Source organism: Trinickia sp. NRRL B-1857 (assembly GCF_050470685.1).
GTDB lineage: Bacteria > Pseudomonadota > Gammaproteobacteria > Burkholderiales > Burkholderiaceae > Trinickia.
This window is the reverse complement of record NZ_JBFLUK010000001.1, coordinates 184,247-201,683: the sequence shown is the minus strand read 5'-3', so window position 1 is coordinate 201,683 and position 17,437 is coordinate 184,247. Positions and strand designations below refer to the sequence as shown.

The 17,437-nt window shown below is 63.3% G+C and carries 18 protein-coding genes; 5 read left to right on the top strand and 13 right to left on the bottom strand.

Going from position 1 to position 17,437, the window contains the following annotated elements:
* Window positions 1-2: 2 nt before the first annotated feature.
* Window positions 3-935 (bottom strand): NAD(P)-dependent oxidoreductase, encoded by a 933-nt coding sequence (locus AB1286_RS00995; protein WP_430361505.1) that lies wholly within the window; start codon window positions 933-935, stop codon window positions 3-5.
* Between the two features lie 134 nt (window positions 936-1,069).
* Here AB1286_RS00995 and AB1286_RS00990 point away from each other — a divergent pair, with 134 nt between their 5' ends.
* On the top strand, window positions 1,070-1,279 hold the full coding sequence (locus AB1286_RS00990; protein WP_102643663.1) for a dodecin: 210 nt from the start codon (window positions 1,070-1,072) through the stop codon (window positions 1,277-1,279).
* 37 nt (window positions 1,280-1,316) lie between these two features.
* Here AB1286_RS00990 and AB1286_RS00985 read toward each other — a convergent pair whose 3' ends face one another.
* The 4 genes from AB1286_RS00985 to AB1286_RS00970 form a co-directional block, all read right to left on the bottom strand.
* On the bottom strand, window positions 1,317-2,402 hold the full coding sequence (locus AB1286_RS00985) for a BMP family ABC transporter substrate-binding protein (protein WP_430361504.1): 1,086 nt from the start codon (window positions 2,400-2,402) through the stop codon (window positions 1,317-1,319).
* A gap of 54 nt (window positions 2,403-2,456) precedes the next feature.
* Window positions 2,457-3,386, bottom strand: coding sequence for an ABC transporter permease (locus AB1286_RS00980; RefSeq protein WP_430361503.1), 930 nt, complete (start codon window positions 3,384-3,386; stop codon window positions 2,457-2,459).
* A gap of 74 nt (window positions 3,387-3,460) precedes the next feature.
* Entirely contained in the window at window positions 3,461-4,564 is a 1,104-nt protein-coding gene (locus AB1286_RS00975; protein ID WP_430361502.1) for an ABC transporter permease, read from the bottom strand.
* Window positions 4,565-4,663: 99 nt separating this feature from the next.
* Complete coding sequence (locus AB1286_RS00970; RefSeq protein ID WP_430361501.1) at window positions 4,664-6,256, bottom strand: ABC transporter ATP-binding protein; 1,593 nt, start codon at window positions 6,254-6,256, stop codon at window positions 4,664-4,666.
* 280 nt (window positions 6,257-6,536) lie between these two features.
* Here AB1286_RS00970 and AB1286_RS00965 point away from each other — a divergent pair, with 280 nt between their 5' ends.
* Complete coding sequence (locus AB1286_RS00965; protein WP_430361500.1) at window positions 6,537-7,469, top strand: LysR substrate-binding domain-containing protein; 933 nt, start codon at window positions 6,537-6,539, stop codon at window positions 7,467-7,469.
* Between the two features lie 40 nt (window positions 7,470-7,509).
* Here AB1286_RS00965 and AB1286_RS00960 read toward each other — a convergent pair whose 3' ends face one another.
* Window positions 7,510-8,916 carry an 8-oxoguanine deaminase gene (locus AB1286_RS00960; RefSeq protein ID WP_430361499.1) on the bottom strand — a complete coding sequence of 469 codons (1,407 nt, stop codon included), beginning with the start codon at window positions 8,914-8,916 and terminating at the stop codon, window positions 7,510-7,512.
* Between the two features lie 368 nt (window positions 8,917-9,284).
* Between AB1286_RS00960 and uraH the strand changes: the two genes are divergently transcribed.
* A complete protein-coding gene (gene uraH, locus AB1286_RS00955; RefSeq protein ID WP_430361498.1) occupies window positions 9,285-9,638 on the top strand; it encodes a hydroxyisourate hydrolase in 354 nt (117 codons plus the stop codon).
* 43 nt (window positions 9,639-9,681) lie between these two features.
* Entirely contained in the window at window positions 9,682-10,875 is a 1,194-nt protein-coding gene (locus AB1286_RS00950; RefSeq protein ID WP_430361497.1) for a urate hydroxylase PuuD, read from the top strand.
* A gap of 150 nt (window positions 10,876-11,025) precedes the next feature.
* Here AB1286_RS00950 and flhD read toward each other — a convergent pair whose 3' ends face one another.
* Window positions 11,026-11,319, bottom strand: coding sequence for a flagellar transcriptional regulator FlhD (gene flhD / locus AB1286_RS00945; protein ID WP_430361496.1), 294 nt, complete (start codon window positions 11,317-11,319; stop codon window positions 11,026-11,028).
* A gap of 103 nt (window positions 11,320-11,422) precedes the next feature.
* Here flhD and AB1286_RS00940 point away from each other — a divergent pair, with 103 nt between their 5' ends.
* Window positions 11,423-11,719, top strand: a complete 297-nt coding sequence (locus tag AB1286_RS00940; protein ID WP_430365134.1) for a hypothetical protein — start codon at window positions 11,423-11,425, stop codon at window positions 11,717-11,719.
* A gap of 125 nt (window positions 11,720-11,844) precedes the next feature.
* Here the strand turns inward: AB1286_RS00940 and AB1286_RS00935 are convergent, their stop codons facing one another.
* The 6 genes from AB1286_RS00935 to AB1286_RS00910 form a co-directional block, all read right to left on the bottom strand.
* Window positions 11,845-12,357 carry an ureidoglycolate lyase gene (locus tag AB1286_RS00935; protein WP_430364949.1) on the bottom strand — a complete coding sequence of 171 codons (513 nt, stop codon included), beginning with the start codon at window positions 12,355-12,357 and terminating at the stop codon, window positions 11,845-11,847.
* An 11-nt stretch (window positions 12,358-12,368) separates the two neighbouring features.
* Entirely contained in the window at window positions 12,369-13,382 is a 1,014-nt protein-coding gene (gene alc, locus AB1286_RS00930; protein ID WP_430361495.1) for an allantoicase, read from the bottom strand.
* Window positions 13,383-13,481: 99 nt separating this feature from the next.
* Window positions 13,482-14,003: a 2-oxo-4-hydroxy-4-carboxy-5-ureidoimidazoline decarboxylase gene (uraD, locus tag AB1286_RS00925; protein ID WP_430361494.1), complete on the bottom strand. Its 522-nt coding sequence runs from the start codon at window positions 14,001-14,003 to the stop codon at window positions 13,482-13,484.
* Entirely contained in the window at window positions 14,000-14,950 is a 951-nt protein-coding gene (puuE, locus tag AB1286_RS00920) for an allantoinase PuuE (protein ID WP_430361493.1), read from the bottom strand. The genes uraD and puuE overlap by 4 nt, the downstream gene beginning before the upstream one ends.
* Before the next feature lie 205 nt (window positions 14,951-15,155).
* The gene (locus AB1286_RS00915) at window positions 15,156-15,896 is read right to left on the bottom strand and encodes an aspartate/glutamate racemase family protein (RefSeq protein WP_430361492.1); all 741 of its coding nucleotides are present in this window, start codon (window positions 15,894-15,896) and stop codon (window positions 15,156-15,158) included.
* Window positions 15,897-15,928: 32 nt separating this feature from the next.
* Entirely contained in the window at window positions 15,929-17,413 is a 1,485-nt protein-coding gene (locus tag AB1286_RS00910; RefSeq protein WP_430361491.1) for an NCS1 family nucleobase:cation symporter-1, read from the bottom strand.
* Window positions 17,414-17,437 lie beyond the last annotated feature (24 nt).

Here is a 17,437-nt window from a genome sequence, read left to right as displayed (position 1 = left end):
GCCTATGCCCGCGGCGCTTGCCGCGGCGTCGTTATCGCGCGCGCCGTCGCGTTCGGTTGCGGTCGCACGATATCGATAAATGCCGCCAGATCGGCATCGGAAAGCCCCATCGCCGCGCCCAAGCGCAGTACCTGCTGTACGGCGCCCACCACGGGCATCACAGCGCCCGCCCCGCGCGCCGCGTCGGCTACCGTATCGATATCCTTTTGAAACGTTCTCAGCGACCCGAGCGGCGCATGCCCTCGCTCGGTCATGCGCGGCACGAATGTTTGCAGCAAAACCGAGTCGGCCCAGCCGCCGGCCAGCGCCTGCGGCAACCTGGCCGCATCGATGCCTGCCGCTTGCGCGAGACCGACGGCCTCGGCGATCCCGGCCACCGTTGCGCAAACGATCGCCTGATTGCAGAGCTTGGTCATCTGGCCCGCGCCCGCCTCGCCCATATGCGTGACACGAGCCGCATAGGCGCGGATGACAGGCTCCAATTGCGCGATGTCTTGCGCCGCGCCCCCGGCCATCACCGCGAGCGTGCCGGCTTGCGCGCCCGGCACGCCGCCCGAGACGGGCGCATCGACCCAGCCTATGCCATGACGCGCCACCCGCGCCGCGTATTCGCGCGTCGCCGCGGGTGCGATGCTCGAATGATCGACGATCCAACGCACGGTACCCGCGTTCGTTTCGCCCCGGTCCTCTCCGAGTAGTCCACCCGACCCGAACACGACATCCTCGACGGCCTGGGTATCGGACACGCATAAGAACACGACCTGGGCATGCGCGCACAGATCGTGCGGAGTATCGACTACGCGAGCGCCGTCGGCGACGAGTGCCTGCGCTTTCTCGCGCGTACGGTTCCATACCCATACGATATGTCCGGCGCGCAGCAGGTGCCGGATCATCGGGGCGCCCATCAGACCCGGTCCGCAAAATCCTATGTCCATCGTCGCTTTCCCTCTCGATGAAAATGAAGCATGCCGCGGCATCGACGGTTCCAGCCCCGCGATGCACGCCGGCATGCTCGAGCGTCGTTGCCTATACTGGTCTATCCATTCTCGCCGAGAAACGGAGAACGCTCATGAACGACCATGTCTACAAGTACATTGAATTGACCGGTTCGTCGACCAAGTCTTGCGACGACGCGGTTCGTTGCGCGATCGAGCGCGCCTCGAAGACGCTGCGCAATTTGAACTGGTTCGAGGTCACCGAAACACGCGGGCACATCGAAAACGGCACCGTCGTCCACTGGCAAGTGACGCTCAAACTGGGCATGCGGCTGGAAGATTGAAAACGGGCGGACGCGAAGCGCCGCCCGTGGGCTTGCGTTAGTGCGGCAGCGTACCGTCCACGCCTTCGACGTACCAATTCAAGCGCTGCAATTCGGCGTCGGTCAGCGTCGTGCCGGCCGGGACCTTGACCGCACCGGCTTGATCCTTGATCGGGCCCGTGAAGACGTCGCGCTTGCCGCTCGCGATCGCGCTGCGCGCGTTCTTCTCGTCGGTCAACGCGCTTGCGGGCACGGCCTTGTTCAGATCTTCGAGATCGACGGCTTGCTGCGGCAGGCCCCACCAGACCGGGTCGTTCTTCCACTTGCCGTCGAGCACTTGCTGAATGACGGCCCGATAGTAGACGCCCCAATGGGCGACGACCGAACCGAGCGCCGCGTCAGGCCCGAACTTCTTCATGTCCGAGTCCCAGCCGAAGGCATGCACATGCTTCTCTTGCGCGGTCGCGAGCGTGGCGCTCGAATCGGTGTTCTGCAAGAGCACGTCGGCGCCTTGGCTGATCAGCGTTTCGGCCGCTTGCTTTTCCTTGCCCGGATCGAACCAGCTGTTGATCCAGATGACCTTCGTATGCACCTTCGGGTTGACCGAACGCGCACCGAGCGTATATGCGTTGATGTTGCGCACGACTTCGGGGATCGGTACCGATGCGACGAAGCCGAGCGTGTTCGTCTTCGTCATATGACCGGCCACGATACCGGCGAGATAGGCGCCTTGATACATGCGAACGTCGTAGGTGCCGAAGTTCTTGCCCTTCTTGTAGCCCGTTGCGTGCAGGAACACCGTATCGGGGAAATCCTTGGCAACCTTCAGTTCGAAGTCCTGATAACCGAAGCTGGAGCCGAAGATGATCTTGTTGCCCTTGCTGGCCAGATCGCGGAACACACGCTCGGAATCGGCCGACTCGGGTACGTCCTCCACACGCGTGATCTTGATCTTCTTGCCGAACTGAGCCTCGGCCTCTTTCGAACCTTGATCGTGTGCGTAGGTCCAGCCTGCATCGCCGGGGTTGCCCAAGTACACGAACGCAACGCCCGGTACGTCGGCCGCTTGCGCGGCGGGCGCGAGCGCCGCGCCCAACGCGAGCGCCGCTCCGGCGGCGAGCGAGGTCAAGGTTTTTCTTTTCATCGGACTTCTCCAGTGGTGTGGGGTGAAACGGTCGATCGGGCGCATGCTTCGCGGTCAGCTCGTCGCGTAAAAAGGCTTGCCGAGCGATGCGGGCGCATTGAGCTTGATCGTATTCGGATTGCGCGAGATCACGGCCAGCACGACGACGGTCGCCACGTACGGCAGCATCGCGAGAAATTGCGTCGGGACCGGTACGCCCACGGCTTGGGCGTAGAACTGCAAGCCGGTGACCGCGCCGAACAGCAGCGCGCCGACGAGCAATCGGGCCGGCCGCCAGGTGGCGAACACGACGAGCGCGAGCGCGATCCAGCCACGCCCCGAGGTCAATTGCTCCTGCCAAAGATGCAGGTAGACGATCGAATAATAGCCGCCGGCAAGCCCCGCCATGCCGCCGCCGAACAGCGTCGCACCATAGCGCACGCCGATCACGGGAAAACCCACCGAATGCGCGACGCTCGGCGATTCGCCGACCGAACGCAACACGAGCCCCGCGCGCGTGCGATAGAGGAACCATGCCACGAGGCCGAACATGACGAACGCGAGATACCCGAGCGGCGTCAGGGAAAAGAACGCGGGCCCGAGCACCGGCACATGCGCGAGTCCGGGGATCGGCCAAGCGCCGATCGTGGCGCTGACCGACGCCGACGTATACGGCTTGCCGACATAGGCGGACAGACCTGTGCCGAAGATCGCGAGCGACAGCCCCGTCGCGACTTGGTTGGCGAGCATCGTCAGCGTCAGAAACGCGAACAGCAGCGCCATCGCGACGCCGGCGCCGATAGCCGCCGCCACGCCGAGCCACGGATGGCCCGTGATAACGGTCACCGCGTAGCCGGTCACGGCCCCCATCAGCATCATGCCTTCGACGCCCAGATTCAAGACGCCCGACTTTTCGGTGACGAGTTCGCCCACCCCGGCGAACATGAGCGGGATGGCCGCGACGACGGCGCTCGATGCAAGCGAGCCGGCTTGTTGAATATCCATGGTCGTTCTATTTCGATTGGCGAGTCATTCGATGGCGAGACATGCGCTCGTTCGTGATGTAGGTGCGTTTAGCTTTAGCCGTGCGCGACACGCGACACGCGGCGGACACGATAGTTGACGAACAGGTCGGCACCTAGCAAGCAGAACAGCAACAGCCCTTGAAACACGCCCGATAAAGCCTGCGGCAATTGCATCGAGGTCTGCACCGCTTCGCCGCCCAGATAAAGCAAGGCCATGAGCAAGCTCGCGAGCACGATCCCGATCGGATGCAGCCGGCCGACGAACACGACGATGATGGCCGTGAAGCCGTACCCAGGCGACCATGTCGCTTGCAGTTGCCCGATCGGTCCCGCAATCTCGCCCATGCCCGCAAGGCCGGCTAGCGCCCCGCTGATCAGCAGCGAGGTCCATACGGTGCGTGAATCGGAAAAGCCCGCGTAGCGAGCGGCGAGCGGCGCGAGCCCGCCCACGTTCATGCGAAAACCCGCGAAGCTCTTGCGCATGAAGAGCCAGACGGCGGGGATGGCCGCCAACGTCAAGAAGACCGACGCATTGAGCCGGGTTCCTTGCAGCCAGTGCCAGCGCCAGTCGCCGCCGAAGGTCGGATAGAGCGCATCGCCCGAGAACATCTCCGAAATCGGGAAGTTCATCCCTTGCGGATCGCGCCAGGGGCCGCTGACGAGATAGATCAAAAGCTGCGTGGCCACATAAGTGAGCATGAGGCTCGTCAAGATCTCATTCGTGTTGAAGCGCGTTTTCAGGAACGCCGGGATCGACGCCCACAACATCCCGCCGATGACGCCCGCCCCCATCATCAAGAACAAGATCCACGCCCCGCTCGCTTGATCGAAGTGGATCGCGACACCGCTCGCCGCGATGCCGCCCGCCAGCATCTGTCCCTCGGCGCCGATGTTCCAGACGTTCGCACGATAGCCGACGGCGAGGCCGAGGCCGATGAGGCACAGCGGCGAGGCCTTGAGCAGCAACTCCGACCAGCCGTTCGTATCGGCGAGCGGGTCGATGAAGAACGCGCGCATGGCCTGCACCGGATCGCGTCCGACGAGACCGAAAATCAAAAAGCCGATGGCGAGCGTAAGCACCGCAGCGATGACGGGCACGGCCAGCCGCATCGTGCGCGAGGGGGTCGGTCGGGCTTCGAGTCGATATGGAAAATACATGGTCAATTCAAGCGTGGGTTATTCGTGTCCGATGCGTTGGACCGCGATCGTTCGGTATGGGCGCGCTCCGGATGGCAACGAAGCGGTGCCTAAGCCGCGTCAAGCATGCACAGGCTGCTCGGCGGGCGGCGCCGCGCCGTGATCGCCGAATAGGCCGGCCATCCATAGGCCGATCTCTTGCGCGTTCGTCTCTCCCGTTTTGCGCGCGGGCGAGAGCCTGCCGCGCGCGAGGACGGCGATGCGGTCGCAAATATCGAAGAGCTCGTCGAGCTCCTCCGAGATCACCAGCACCGCGACGCCCTTCGCCGATAGATCGAGCAACTGCTGACGAATGAACGCGGATGCGCCCACGTCGACACCCCAAGTCGGCTGTGCGACGACGAGCACCTTCGGCGCTTGCAGCACCTCGCGGCCGACGATGTACTTCTGCAAATTGCCGCCCGAGAGCGACTGCGCAAGCGCCTCGGGACCGCCGCAACGCACGTCGAACGCTTCGATGCAGCGAGTCGCGAACGCGCGCATCGCACGCGCGCCGATCCACCCATGTTTGAGCATGCCGGGCTGACGATGCGCGGTGAGCAACGCATTTTCTTCGAGCGACATTGCCGGCACCGCACCGCGTCCAAGCCGCTCCTCCGGCACGAAAGCAAATCCCAGCCGGCGGCGCGCCCCGGCCGACAGCCGCGCGGCGCGCTTGCCGCAAATCGTCACGGCATCGGGCTCCACCGCACTGCGTTGCTCTCCCGATAGCGCCGCGAGCAGTTCGGCCTGGCCGTTGCCCGACACCCCGGCGATGCCGAAGATCTCGCCCGCGTGCACGTCGAACGTCACGTTCTCGAGCGAGGTGCCGAACGGATCGTCGCTCGGCACGCACAGGCGGTTGACGCTCAGCAACGCGTTGCCCGGCGCGTGCGCGCGACGCGTGTACTCGGGCAACGCATGACCGACCATCAACTGCGCGAGCGACGCATTCGTTTGCTCGCGCGGCTTCACATGCCCGGTCACCCGGCCGCCGCGCATGACCGTTGCCGTATCGCAGAGCGCGCGGATCTCATCGAGCTTATGGCTGATGTAAAGCACGCTGCATCCTTGCGATGCCAGCCGCTTGAGCGTTTCGAAAAGCTTGAGCACGGCTTGCGGGGTCAGCACGGACGTAGGCTCGTCCATGATCAGCAGCCGGGGATGCTGCAAGAGGCACCGGACGATCTCGACGCGCTGGCGCTCGCCCACCGTGAGGCTGTGTATATGCCGCTGCGGATCGATGTCGAGACCGTACTCGGCCGATACGGCGCGAATTCGCTTGCCGAGGGCGGCCAAATCGAACGGCTCGTCCAATGCGAGGGCGATGTTCTCGCCGACAGTCAGCGTCTCGAACAGCGAGAAGTGTTGAAAGACCATCCCGATCCCGAGCTTGCGCGCTTGCGCAGGGCTCGCGATATCGACGAGATCGCCTTCCCAGCGAATCTGCCCGGCATCGGGCCGCACCGAGCCGTAGATGATTTTCATCAGCGTGCTCTTGCCGGCGCCGTTCTCGCCCAGCACGGCATGGATCTCGCCCGGCGCGACGACGAGGTCCACGCCGTCGTTCGCCTTGACGGACGGATATTGCTTGCTGATACCTGTCAGCTCGAGCCGCGGCACCGCGTGCACGCCGGCATCCGTCCGGCCGCTATGAATAGATTGATCGCCCATGAGATCCGCTAAACCTGCTTGACTTATGTTCCCCGATGCGACGCGCCGATCGCGCGTCGCGCTCCCCGTCGACGTGCCGCTTCGCGCCGTCCCACCGCGCGGCCTGGCCCGACGATACCCAAATCGTGCGCGAGCGTCGAGCCGACAATATCGTACGAACACTCGATTTGGCCGATGCGCCACACGGGTATGTGCGCCCTTGACGCAAGTTCATGCACATATTAAAAGTCTGATACCCCCACCCCTCATCGATCAGCCGAAACATATATCGGAGCAATACATGAGTCAGCAACGCGAGGCGATCGACACGTATCTTTTGCGCGTCTTGCACACCCTCTTGATGGAGCGCAGCGTCACGCGCGCCGCCGTCAAGCTCAATCAATCCCAGCCGGCGATCAGCGCCGCGCTGCGCCGCTTGCGCGACATTACGGGCGATCCGTTGCTCGTGCGCGGCAAGTCCGGCATGGTGCCGACCGAGTACGGCCTGCGCCTGCTCGAGCCCGTGCAGAACGCGTTGCGCGAAATCGAGCGGATCCGCTTCCAACAGCACAACTTCGATCCGGCCACGTCCATCCGTTGCTATCGCATCGGATGTCCCGACTACCTGAACGTGCTGTTCGTGCCGACCGTCGTCGAACGCTTCCGGCAAGCGGCGCCCAACGCTCAACTCGAATTTCATTCGCTCGGACCCTCGTTCGACTACGAGCTCGCGCTCGAGGACGGCAAGCTCGACGTCGTCATCGGCAATTGGCCCGAGCCTCCCGAGCAGTTGCATCTGTCGAACTTGTTCGTCGACGAAATCGTGTGCCTGATGAGCAACACGCACCCGTTCGCCAAGCGCGGGACGCTTACGCTCGATCAGTACCTGAACGCCCCGCACCTCGCGCCCACGCCGTACTCGGTGGGCCAACGCGGCGCGATCGACGTGCATCTCGCGCGCGAACGGCTCAAGCGCCATGTCGTCGTCACCCTGCCGTACTTCAATCTGGCCCCATACGTGTTGATCAAGTCGGACCTGATCTTCACGACGACGCGATTGTTCGCCGATCACTACGCCAAGTTCCTGCCGCTGACGGTCCTGCCTGCCCCGCTCGATTTCCCGCCCATGCAGTACTACCAGCTCTGGCACGAGCGCTGCCACTATTCCGACGAAGTGCGCTGGCTGCGCAGCCTCGTCGCGGATGCGACGCGCACGCTCGTCGATCGCGTTTAGGCGCGCGCCCTGGCGCAAGCCGCCAGTCGCGCACCCGCCGTTACGCGGCGCGCGCCGCCTCCGCCAGCGAAAAGGCAAGCGCGTTGTGACGCTCGAGCAGCGGCGACAGCTCCAGCGTGGCCAAACGCCCGTCTTGCACGACCACCTTGCCGTTGATCACGCTCAGCGACACCTGCGACGGCGCACAGAACACAAGTGCCGCCACAGGGTCGTGCAGCGCACCCGCGAAATTCGGCTGGCGCAGATCGAACGCGACGAAGTCCGCCGCCATGCCGGGGGCGAGCGCGCCGATATCGTCGCGGCCCAACACCGCGGCGCCGCCGAGCGTGGCGAGCTCCAATGCCTCGCGCGCACTCATCGCGTCGGGGCCGAACCCTACGCGTTGCAACAGCATCGCCTGCCTAGCCTCGCCCACGAGATGCGCACCGTCGTTCGATGCGGAGCCATCGACGCCGAGCCCGACCGGTACGCCTGCATCGCGCATGCGCCGGATCGGGGCGATCCCCGAGGCGAGCCGCATATTCGAACAAGGACAGTGCGCAACGCCGGTTCGCGTGCGCGCGAACAGCGATATGCCGGGCTCATCGAGTTGGACACAGTGCGCGTGCCATACGTCCGCCCCGACCCAGCCGAGATCCTCGGCGTACTGCGCGGGCGTCATGCCGAAACGCTCGCGGCTGTAGGCCACGTCGTTGACGTTCTCGGCGAGGTGCGTATGCATCGATACGCCGTAATGCCGTGCCAGCGTGGCCGATTCGCGCATCAGATCGCGGCTGACCGAGAACGGCGAACACGGCGCCACCACCATTCGCAACATCGCGTAGCGGCCTTCGTCGTGATAGGTCTCGATCAATCGTTGCGTGTCGGCGAGGATCTCGTCTTCACGTTCGACGAGCGAATCGGGCGGTAATCCGCCGTCCTTTTGTCCGACGCTCATGCTGCCGCGGCTCGCATGAAAGCGCATGCCGATGCGCGCCGCCGCGCCGATGCTGTCGTCGAGCCGGCTACCGTTCGGATACAGATAAAGATGATCGCTGGAGGTCGTACAGCCCGACAGCAGCAACTCGGCCATCGCGGTCAACGTCGATACCTCGATCATCTCGGGCGTCAAGTGGGCCCAGATCCGGTACAGACTGGTCAACCAGCCGAAAAGCTCCGCGTTTTGGGCGGCCGGCACCGCTCGCGTCAAGCTCTGATACATGTGATGGTGCGTATTGACGAGCCCCGGCATGACGAGATGCCCGCGCATATCGAGAACTTGATCGGCCGCGTTGGGCAACTCGCTCGTCGGGCCGACGGCCACGATGCGGTTGTCTTCGATGAAGAGTCCCGCATCGCGCAATTCGCGGCGTGCGCCGTCCATGGTGACAAGCACGTCGGCGTGCTTGACGAGCATCGTTTTGGGGCGCGCCGCACCGGTTGCGTGCAAGGGCTCATCGTTTGTCATTGTCTATACCGCGTTCGCGTTTGGGTGAGAGATGACCATAACGATCAGGAGCCAAAATACCGCTGGCAATGTACGATGGAGCGATACTCGCCTTCACCGTTTCGATATATTGGGTGCGTGCTTTCGTCCACATCGTCGAATTCGTCCGGTTTCGCGGCCATGTCGCCCGCATCGCCTCATGCGGCCGCCCTTATCTTTCCTATCGCGCGCGCGCGAGCGCTCGTCTACTTCTTAGAATGACGGCACGGCGCTCGCATCAAATCGCCGACGGGTATGTAGCCACGTGACGTGGAGCCTCGATCCGCCGCTTGCGTATTGGATCGGGTTGCCCACGTCACTTTTCGCGTTCATCACAAGGAAAACTGCGAATGGGAAAGCTCACTACCCACGTTTTGGACACGGCGCACGGCCGTCCCGGCGCCGGTATCGCGATCGACCTGTACAAGCTCGACGGCGACGCCCGCAGCCTGATCAAGCGCACGCTCACGAATGACGACGGCCGGTGCGACCAACCGCTGCTCGAAGGCGATGCGTTGAGCGCCGGCGAATACGAGCTCGTGTTTCACGCGGGCGACTACTTCGCCGCGGCCGGGGTACACGTGCCGCAGCCGCGTTTCGTCGACCGCGTCGTCCTGCGCTTCGGCATCGCCGACGCCACCGCGCACTATCACGTGCCGCTCCTGGTCTCGCCGTGGGCTTACAGCACCTATCGCGGCAGTTGACCCAACTTATACCAACGATCAATCAGGAGTTCGGAGGCGTTTCATGGAAGGCTTTATCACCGACTGGCTGAATCTCGCGATCCGCTGGCTGCACGTCGTTGCCGCGATCGCATGGATCGGCGAATCGTTTTACTTCGTCGCGCTCGACAACAGCTTGAAGAAACCGAAGGATTCGGTGCTCCTCGAGCGAGGCGTGTTCGGCGAGCTGTGGCACGTCCACGGCGGCGGATTTTACAACATGCAAAAGTACATGGTCGCGCCGGCGCAGATGCCGGAGGACCTGCACTGGTCGAAATGGCCGTCGTACACCACGTGGATGTCCGGCTTCGGATTGTTCACCGTGCTCTACCTGTTCTCGCCGAGTACGTACCTCATCGATCCCAATGTGCTGCAAATGGGGCCTGTCGTCGCCGTCGCCGCGGCATTGGGCTTCCTCGCCGCGGGCTGGATCGTCTACGACTCGCTGTGTCGCGTGCTCGGTCACAACGATCGCCTGCTCGGGATCATCGTCGGTCTGTACGTGCTCGTCGCGGCCTGGCTTGCCTGCCATATCTTCGCGGGACGTGCGGCCTATCTGATCGTGGGCGCCATGCTCGCGACGATCATGTCGGCCAACGTGTTCTTCGTGATCATTCCGGGGCAGCGCAAGATGGTGGCCGCCATGCTCAAGGGCGACGCGCCGAACCCGATCTACGGCAAGCGCGGCAAACAGCGTTCGGTGCATAACACCTATTTCACGCTGCCGGTCGTATTCGCGATGCTGTCGAATCACTACGCGATGACCTATACGCATCCGTATAACTGGGCCGTGTTGGTCGTCATCATGCTGGCCGGCGCGTTGATCCGTCAGTTCTTCGTCATGCGCCATCGCGGCCAGGTGCTGTGGTACCTGCCCGCGGGCGGCGTCGCCCTGCTGGCGCTCGCGCTTGCCGTTACGCTGCCCAAGCCGGTCGTGCCCCAAGCGCAAGCAGCCAACGCACCGGTCGTGAAGCTCGCCGATATCCAGCCGATCCTGCAACAGCGCTGCGCCGCCTGTCACTCGGCGCATCCGACGCTGATGGGCAGCGCACCGGCCGGCGTGCTATTCGACACGCCTCAAGAAATCTCGACGAACGCTCAGCGGTTGTATGAGCAGGCAGTGGTGCTCAAGGCGATGCCGCTCGGCAACGTCACGAAGATGACGCCCGACGAGCGCGAAAAGATCGCGGCTTGGTTCAACTCGGGCAAGCAGCAGTAATAGCGGTGGTAGAAGCAAAAAAGAAAAACCCCGCGAGGCGTGAATCGTCACTCGCGGGGCTTCAATGAAAGGGTAGCGGCGGCTTGCGGGCCTGCGCTACCCTTTCGCGTATTCGGGGAGACGTTCGATCGCCGATCGTCGCGCCGGCGGTTACGCAGCTTGCGCCAGCAGCTCTTGGACGTGAGGCGCGCGCACGGCGGGCGCAGCCAGCGTAGAGAGCATCGAGCGGTCGTTGAACCGGAAAAAGCAAACGAGTTGACTACAGGCGGCCAGCTTCAGCAGTTGCGGCCCCGACAGATCGGCGATGACGTCCGCCACTTCCGTCGACAGTCCGAGCCGTTGCATACCGGCGGCACGATCCGCGCGCAGCAGGCGCTGCGCCAGCGAAAGGTAGGACAGATTGATTTCGCGGATCGATTCGAGGTTTTCTGAGCCGTTGTTCATGACTATCTCTGCCTGGGTATCGTGATTCGAATTTAAAAATCGGGCGGTAAGCGGCGATTCCGGGTAGATCGCTTTCAGTATTCGTCGCCCAAGAATGCGTTCTGTGCGAAACGTTTGCGTCGGCGAGCGATCAGCAGCCGTCGCGCTCGTCGGCGACGCCCGCCGCGATCAAGTTGCAGGCGATTTCGCGCAGCAGGTGCTGGGTCAACGCACCGGAACCACCAAGGCAAAGGCGTTGAAGTTCGATGAGGTCTTTGGCGAAGCGGCTCATGGCGATCTCTCCGTAGCTCGAGGTCCGAAACGTCCGTCCGGTGTTGCTTGGTACGAAGCGTTTTCCTGTGATGAAAGTATCGGCGAGCGCCTCTCGGAAACAAATCAGCCGCTGCTGAACCTTGCGTAATATCTGACAGCGCACTTGTCAGCGTTTTCCTACATCGTGCGTCCGCAAGGGCTACGCCCGAATCGACAAGCAAAAACGCCCGTGGGAATTCACACGGGCGTTCGAATCGGCAAGGCTTGAAGCGGCTATCGGAGCGCGTCGGCTAAGGCATCCTGCGTCAACCACAGCGACTCGGGCAGCGCCTGCTCGTCGCAGTTGTGCCCCTCCCCGCCCCGATCTACCACGATGAAATCGCTGACGACATCGAGCGCAATCAGCGGATGGTGCCAGACCCCTTTCGTATAATTCACGCCCTGCCAGCCCGAGGTCACGAACGCGCGCACCGCGTCGAACTCGAGTTGGCCGGCCGGCGCCACGACAACCAGATACGGTTTGTCCGTGAGCGGGACGAAGGCCTGCGAGCCCAACGGATGACGCTCGAGCATCGTCACTTCGAACGGCAGCGTGCGCGGTTGACCGCGAAACAGGTTGATGAGCGGCCGTCCGCCCGCCTCGTCCACATCGACGCGGGCGAGATCGTGGTAACGAATCGTCGTGCCGAGGTTGATCGGGATTTGGCGCGCGCCGTCGAGCTCGATGACGTCGCCGAACGGCGCGAACGCCTCGCGCGTCAGGGGCTCGATCGTCAGTGCCTTCATCAGTGCGCCGCTCATGCAAGCACGCCCCACGCGCGCAAGCGTGAAACGCCGCCGTCCGGAATGATGTTCAGACGCAGGTGAGTCACGGGGCCGAGTGCCGCCAGTTCGGCTTCGAAGTAATGCTGCTTGTCCATTTGCAGCTTCTGTTCGCCGAGCAAGACCGGCCAGAACATCGCCTGCGTGACGAGCGAGCTATCGGTTCCGCCCTTGACGTAGGCCGCTTGGATCGAGCAGCGGTCAGGATAGTTGCCCTTGAAGAATGCGGTGTCCACTTCGATCTTCGTAATCGTGCCCGGCTGCGCCAGTGCGATGATCGTCCAGTCGTTGCCCGGCTCGCGTCGACGGCGCGTTTCCCAGCCGTCGCCCATGTTCACGCCCCGGCCCGGCATCAGCAAATTGGATGCGGCCCCGAAATGCTGATTGTTGGCGGCGACGATATAGGCCCCATTTTCCATCGCGGCCAAATCGACGGGCGCGCCGCGGCTTGCCTTCGTCCAATCGACTTGCGGCTGCCCATACACGCGCAACCGCGCCACGCCGCCGTCCGGGTACAGATTCAAACGAAGGTGCGTATAGGCTTCGCCGTCGGCGACATCGACATAGTGATGCGTATTGCCTTGCAACGTCATCGACGGAACGATTTCCTTCCATTGCGTCGAGCCGCCCGGCTGCTCGCCGGCCGGCACGTACGCGGCCTCGACCGACGCCGCGGGCGGGAAATTGCCGGTGAAGTGGCTCGTATCGATATCGAGCCCTTTAATGACGCCTGCGCGCGCCAGTTTGACGATGCACCAGTCGTAGCCGGTCGTGCGCTTGCGACGCGTTTCCCAGCCGTCCATCCATTTGCCGTTATCGTCGTATTTACCGGGAATGAACACGGCAGGCTCGGGACTGAGCATGCGCTCCTTCGGCGCGAAGAATTCGTCGCTCGCCTCGAGCGCCTGCGCCCCCAAGCGCGGATCGGCCAGGTTGACGTAGCGGCGTGTGAAGTCGGGAGCGTTGGGGTCGAGAATCGGGAGAGCCATTGTTGTCGTCCTTCGTATCTGTCGGTTCGTACTGCGAATCAAACGTCGTATCGCCGCATCAAGCGGTCATTGCCGGCGCCGCATGCTTCTTCTCGGGCTTCATGCCGTCACGAGATCGTCTATGCGAAACCTTGCGATGCGGTAAATCTGCTCCAAGCTCGTGCGCAATTCTTCGTCGCGCGAGTTGTTCACGCGCGATTCGAAATTGGCGATGATCCCGGCCCGGTCGTAGCCGCGTACGGCGAGAATGAACGGAAACCCGAACTTCTCGCGATAGGCCGCATTCAAGCGGTGCAGCTTGTCGAATTGCTCTTGCGTGCAGGCGGCGAGGCCGGCGCCGCTTTGCTCGCGCGTCGATTCGGCCGTCAACTCGCCCCGTACCGCCGCCTTGCCCGCGAGTTCCGGGTGAGCGTTGATGAGCGCGAGCTGACGGGTATCGCCCGATTGCGCCACGATTTCGCGCATCTTCGTATAGAGCGCATCGACGCTCGCGAACGGCCGCGCATCGGCCGCCTGTTCGGCTACCCACGGCGAGTGCTCGAAGATGCCCGATAGCGCCGCCTCGAACGCATCGCGCGGCATCGAATTGAGTTGTTCAAGCGAGTATTGCATCGGCTTCATGCGCGTGAGCTGTCCGTTTGTGGCTGATAAGGATGACGGTCGCGCCAATGGCGCGCGATATCGACGCGGCGCGTCACCCAGACGCGGTCGTGCCGTTCGATGTGATCTAAAAACCGCTGCAACGCGCGAAAACGCCCGGGCCGCCCGAGCAACCGGCAGTGCATGCCGATCGACAGCATCTTCGGCGCCTCGTCCCCTTCTTCGTAGAGCACGTCGAAGGCATCGCGCAGATAGGTAAAGAAGTGGTCGGCCGTGTTGAAGCCCTGCGGCGTCGCGAATCGCATATCGTTCGTATCGAGCGTGTACGGCACGATCAGTTGCGCTTGCGCCTCGCCGCTCGATACCGTCACGTCCGTCCAAAACGGCAGGTCGTCGCCGTAGTAGTCCGAGTCGTACAGAAAACCGCCGTATTCGGCCACGAGTCTGCGCGTATTCGGGCTATCCCGGCCCGTATACCACCCAAGCGGCCGTACGCCCGTCACGCGCTCGATCGCTTCCATGCCGAGCCGCATATGTTCGGCTTCCCGCTCGGGAGACATGTCTTGGTAATGGATCCAGCGCCACCCGTGGCAAGCGATCTCATGACCCAACTCGACGAACGCGCGCGCCACCTCGGGATGACGCTCGAGGGCCATGCCGACGCCGAATACCGTCAGCGGCAAACCGCGCTTTTCGAATTCACGCAAAATGCGCCAAACGCCGGCTCGCGATCCATATTCGTAGATCGATTCCATGCTCATGTGCCGAGCCGGATAAGCCGCCGCGCCTACGATCTCGGAGAGAAACTGCTCCGATGCCGGATCGCCGTGCAAAACGCAGTTTTCGCCGCCTTCTTCATAGTTGAGAACGAACTGGACGGCGACGCGCGCGCGGCCCGGCCAATCGGCTTGGACCGGCTGCCGGCCGTAGCCGATCAGATCGCGCGGATAGCGGGAGTCGGATGTCATGGCAATGATTCGAGGCAAGCGTTGGTGGGCGATCCTCGCGGCCGCCGCGATACTTAGGCGGCTGCCGCAATGGGTTTATTCGGTGGAATCAGTGTATAGAAAAGGCCGGTGCGCGCCCATACAGGTAGGCCGATAACGGGGGTCACCGCAGACGTATGTCGTGCCGGGCCGGGTCGCCGTGCGAACGACCGGCCGGCTGGGCGCGTCAAGCGTCGCGCGGGCTGAAATCGGCCAGCGGACCGTCGTAGCGTTTCGCAAGCGGGCGCGCGTACTCACCCCGCTTAGCAGTCGACAAACCGAGGCCCGCGAGCGCCTCCACCCACTTGAGCGCCGCGGTGACGCCTTCGACGACGGGTGCGCCGATCTCGTCTTCGATCGCTCGCGCGAGGTCGGCCATTCCGGCGCATCCGAGCACGATCGATTCGGCCCCGTCATCGTCTAGCGCACGGCGGCACTCGTCCGCGATCAAACGACGCGCGGCGCTGCCCGGACGATCGAGGTCGAGCACCGCGAGATCCGTCGCCCGCACGTTGCGGCAAAAGCGCTTCATGCCGTAACGCTCCGCCAGGTGCCAGGCCATCCCTGTCGTGCGCGCGAGCGTCGTCACGACGGCGAAGCTCGGTGCAATGACGCTCGCTGCGTGCATCGCCGCTTCGGCGATGCCGACCACAGGACCGCGCGCGAGTTCACGCGCGGCATAGAGCCCGGGATCGCCGAAACAAGCGATCACGTAGCCGTCGGCGCCCTCGCGCTCGCCGGCCGCTACCTCGGCAAGCAGCCCCGGCAGCGCGAGCGACTCGTCATACCAGCTTTCGATCGACGGCGGCCCCATGCGCGAGGTGGCCGCCAAAATCTCGGTGCCCGTTGCCGCCGCGGCCCGCGCGCAACTGACCATCGTCTCGGTCATTCGAGCGGTCGTGTTGGGATTGATGAGCTTAATCTTCATCGCCCTGCCCTCCGATGCTTGAACGTTGCCCGTCAATCGCGAGCCATACGTGCCGCGAACGCGTAGAACGTCGCACCAAGCGCGACGCCGATAAACCAAGAGAAGTTGGCGAGCGAGGCCAAAGCCGGCGTCATCACGCACAGGACCGCGATGACGGCCGCCGCCAAGACGGCGAAGACGGCGCGCCGGTTCACGCCGCCGCGATACCAATAGGCGCCCGATTCGGACATCGAATAGAGGTCGTCCAAGACCACATCCTGACGTTTGACGAAGAAGTAATCCACGATCAGCACGCCGTAGAGCGGCCCGATGAACGAGCCGAGCACATCGAGCGTGTAATGGATGACGCCCGGGTTGTTGAACAGATTCCAAGGCGTGATGAAAACCGACGCGACGGCAGCAAACATGCCGCCGGCGCGCCAACTGATGTGCTTGGGCGCCACGTTCGAGAAATCGAATGCCGGGGACACGAAGTTGGCGACGATGTTGATGCCGATCGTTGCGATCATGAACGTTAGCGCGCCGAGCACGACCGCGAACGGATGATCGATGCGAGCGACGGTCGCGACCGGATCCGTGATCAACTCGCCGAACACCGGAAGCGTGGCCGACGTCGTGACGACCGTGACGAGCGAAAACGCGAGAAAGTTGACAGGCAGTCCCCAGAAATTCCCGCGCTTCACGCTGCGATAGCTTTCGCAGTACCGGGAAAAGTCGCCGAAGTTCAGCATCGGCCCCGAGAAATACGATACGACGAGCGAAATCGCCGTGATCGTGACCGGCAGCGCTTCCCAACCGTGATACTTCACGGTGCCGAGGTTGAGCCGAATGTTCGAGATACCGGCGCGCGCCACCATGTAGCCGGCCAGGATGAACATCACGACGTAGACGGCCGGGCCGGCGAAGTCGATGAACTTCTTGATCGTCTCCATCCCGTTCCAAAACACGAGCGCTTGCAAGACCCAAAGCATCATGAAGCCGGCCCAACCGAGCGTCGACAAACCGAGCCAGCCATGTTGATGGAGATCGGCGTACGGCATCAATTGAGGCGCGAACTTGAGCAGTACGATGACGAATGCGCTCGATGCGAGATACGTCTGAATCCCGTACCACGCGACCGCGATCAAGCCGCGAATGACGGCCGGAATATTGGCGCCGAGCACGCCGAACGTCGCTCGGCAAATGACGGGATACGGCACCCCGTTGCGCTGGCTCGATTTGGCGATCAGATTGGCGAAGAGATTGACGATGCCGATGCCCACGAGCAACGCGATCAGCACCTGCCAGCTCGTCAGGCCGAGCGCGAATAGGCTGCCCGCGAAAACGTAGCCGCCCACGCTGTGCACATCCGACATCCAGAACGCAAAGATGTTGTAGCTCCCCCAATGCTGATCGCGAAGCGGCGCAAGATCGGCATTGCATAAGCGCTCGCTATAGCCCGCGGGCTGTCGCGTCTCGAGGGGCACGGCCGATGGGCCGACGGGCCCGGCATCGGTTGGAACAGTCAGGTCAGGCATGAGCGTCTCCGGTGAAAGACAAGA

Excerpts from the sequence above, each read along its gene's own strand:
- AB1286_RS00995 (WP_430361505.1), bottom strand. The coding sequence starts at position 935 with ATGGACATAGGATTTTGCGGACCGGGTCTGATGGGCGCCCCGATGATC.
- AB1286_RS00990 (WP_102643663.1), top strand. The coding sequence starts at position 1,070 with ATGAACGACCATGTCTACAAGTACATTGAATTGACCGGTTCGTCGACC.
- AB1286_RS00985 (WP_430361504.1), bottom strand. The coding sequence starts at position 2,402 with ATGAAAAGAAAAACCTTGACCTCGCTCGCCGCCGGAGCGGCGCTCGCG.
- AB1286_RS00980 (WP_430361503.1), bottom strand. The coding sequence starts at position 3,386 with ATGGATATTCAACAAGCCGGCTCGCTTGCATCGAGCGCCGTCGTCGCG.
- AB1286_RS00975 (WP_430361502.1), bottom strand. The coding sequence starts at position 4,564 with ATGTATTTTCCATATCGACTCGAAGCCCGACCGACCCCCTCGCGCACG.
- AB1286_RS00970 (WP_430361501.1), bottom strand. The coding sequence starts at position 6,256 with ATGGGCGATCAATCTATTCATAGCGGCCGGACGGATGCCGGCGTGCAC.
- AB1286_RS00965 (WP_430361500.1), top strand. The coding sequence starts at position 6,537 with ATGAGTCAGCAACGCGAGGCGATCGACACGTATCTTTTGCGCGTCTTG.
- AB1286_RS00960 (WP_430361499.1), bottom strand. The coding sequence starts at position 8,916 with ATGACAAACGATGAGCCCTTGCACGCAACCGGTGCGGCGCGCCCCAAA.
- uraH (WP_430361498.1), top strand. The coding sequence starts at position 9,285 with ATGGGAAAGCTCACTACCCACGTTTTGGACACGGCGCACGGCCGTCCC.
- AB1286_RS00950 (WP_430361497.1), top strand. The coding sequence starts at position 9,682 with ATGGAAGGCTTTATCACCGACTGGCTGAATCTCGCGATCCGCTGGCTG.
- flhD (WP_430361496.1), bottom strand. The coding sequence starts at position 11,319 with ATGAACAACGGCTCAGAAAACCTCGAATCGATCCGCGAAATCAATCTG.
- AB1286_RS00935 (WP_430364949.1), bottom strand. The coding sequence starts at position 12,357 with ATGAAGGCACTGACGATCGAGCCCCTGACGCGCGAGGCGTTCGCGCCG.
- alc (WP_430361495.1), bottom strand. The coding sequence starts at position 13,382 with ATGGCTCTCCCGATTCTCGACCCCAACGCTCCCGACTTCACACGCCGC.
- uraD (WP_430361494.1), bottom strand. The coding sequence starts at position 14,003 with ATGAAGCCGATGCAATACTCGCTTGAACAACTCAATTCGATGCCGCGC.
- puuE (WP_430361493.1), bottom strand. The coding sequence starts at position 14,950 with ATGACATCCGACTCCCGCTATCCGCGCGATCTGATCGGCTACGGCCGG.
- AB1286_RS00915 (WP_430361492.1), bottom strand. The coding sequence starts at position 15,896 with ATGAAGATTAAGCTCATCAATCCCAACACGACCGCTCGAATGACCGAG.
- AB1286_RS00910 (WP_430361491.1), bottom strand. The coding sequence starts at position 17,413 with ATGCCTGACCTGACTGTTCCAACCGATGCCGGGCCCGTCGGCCCATCG.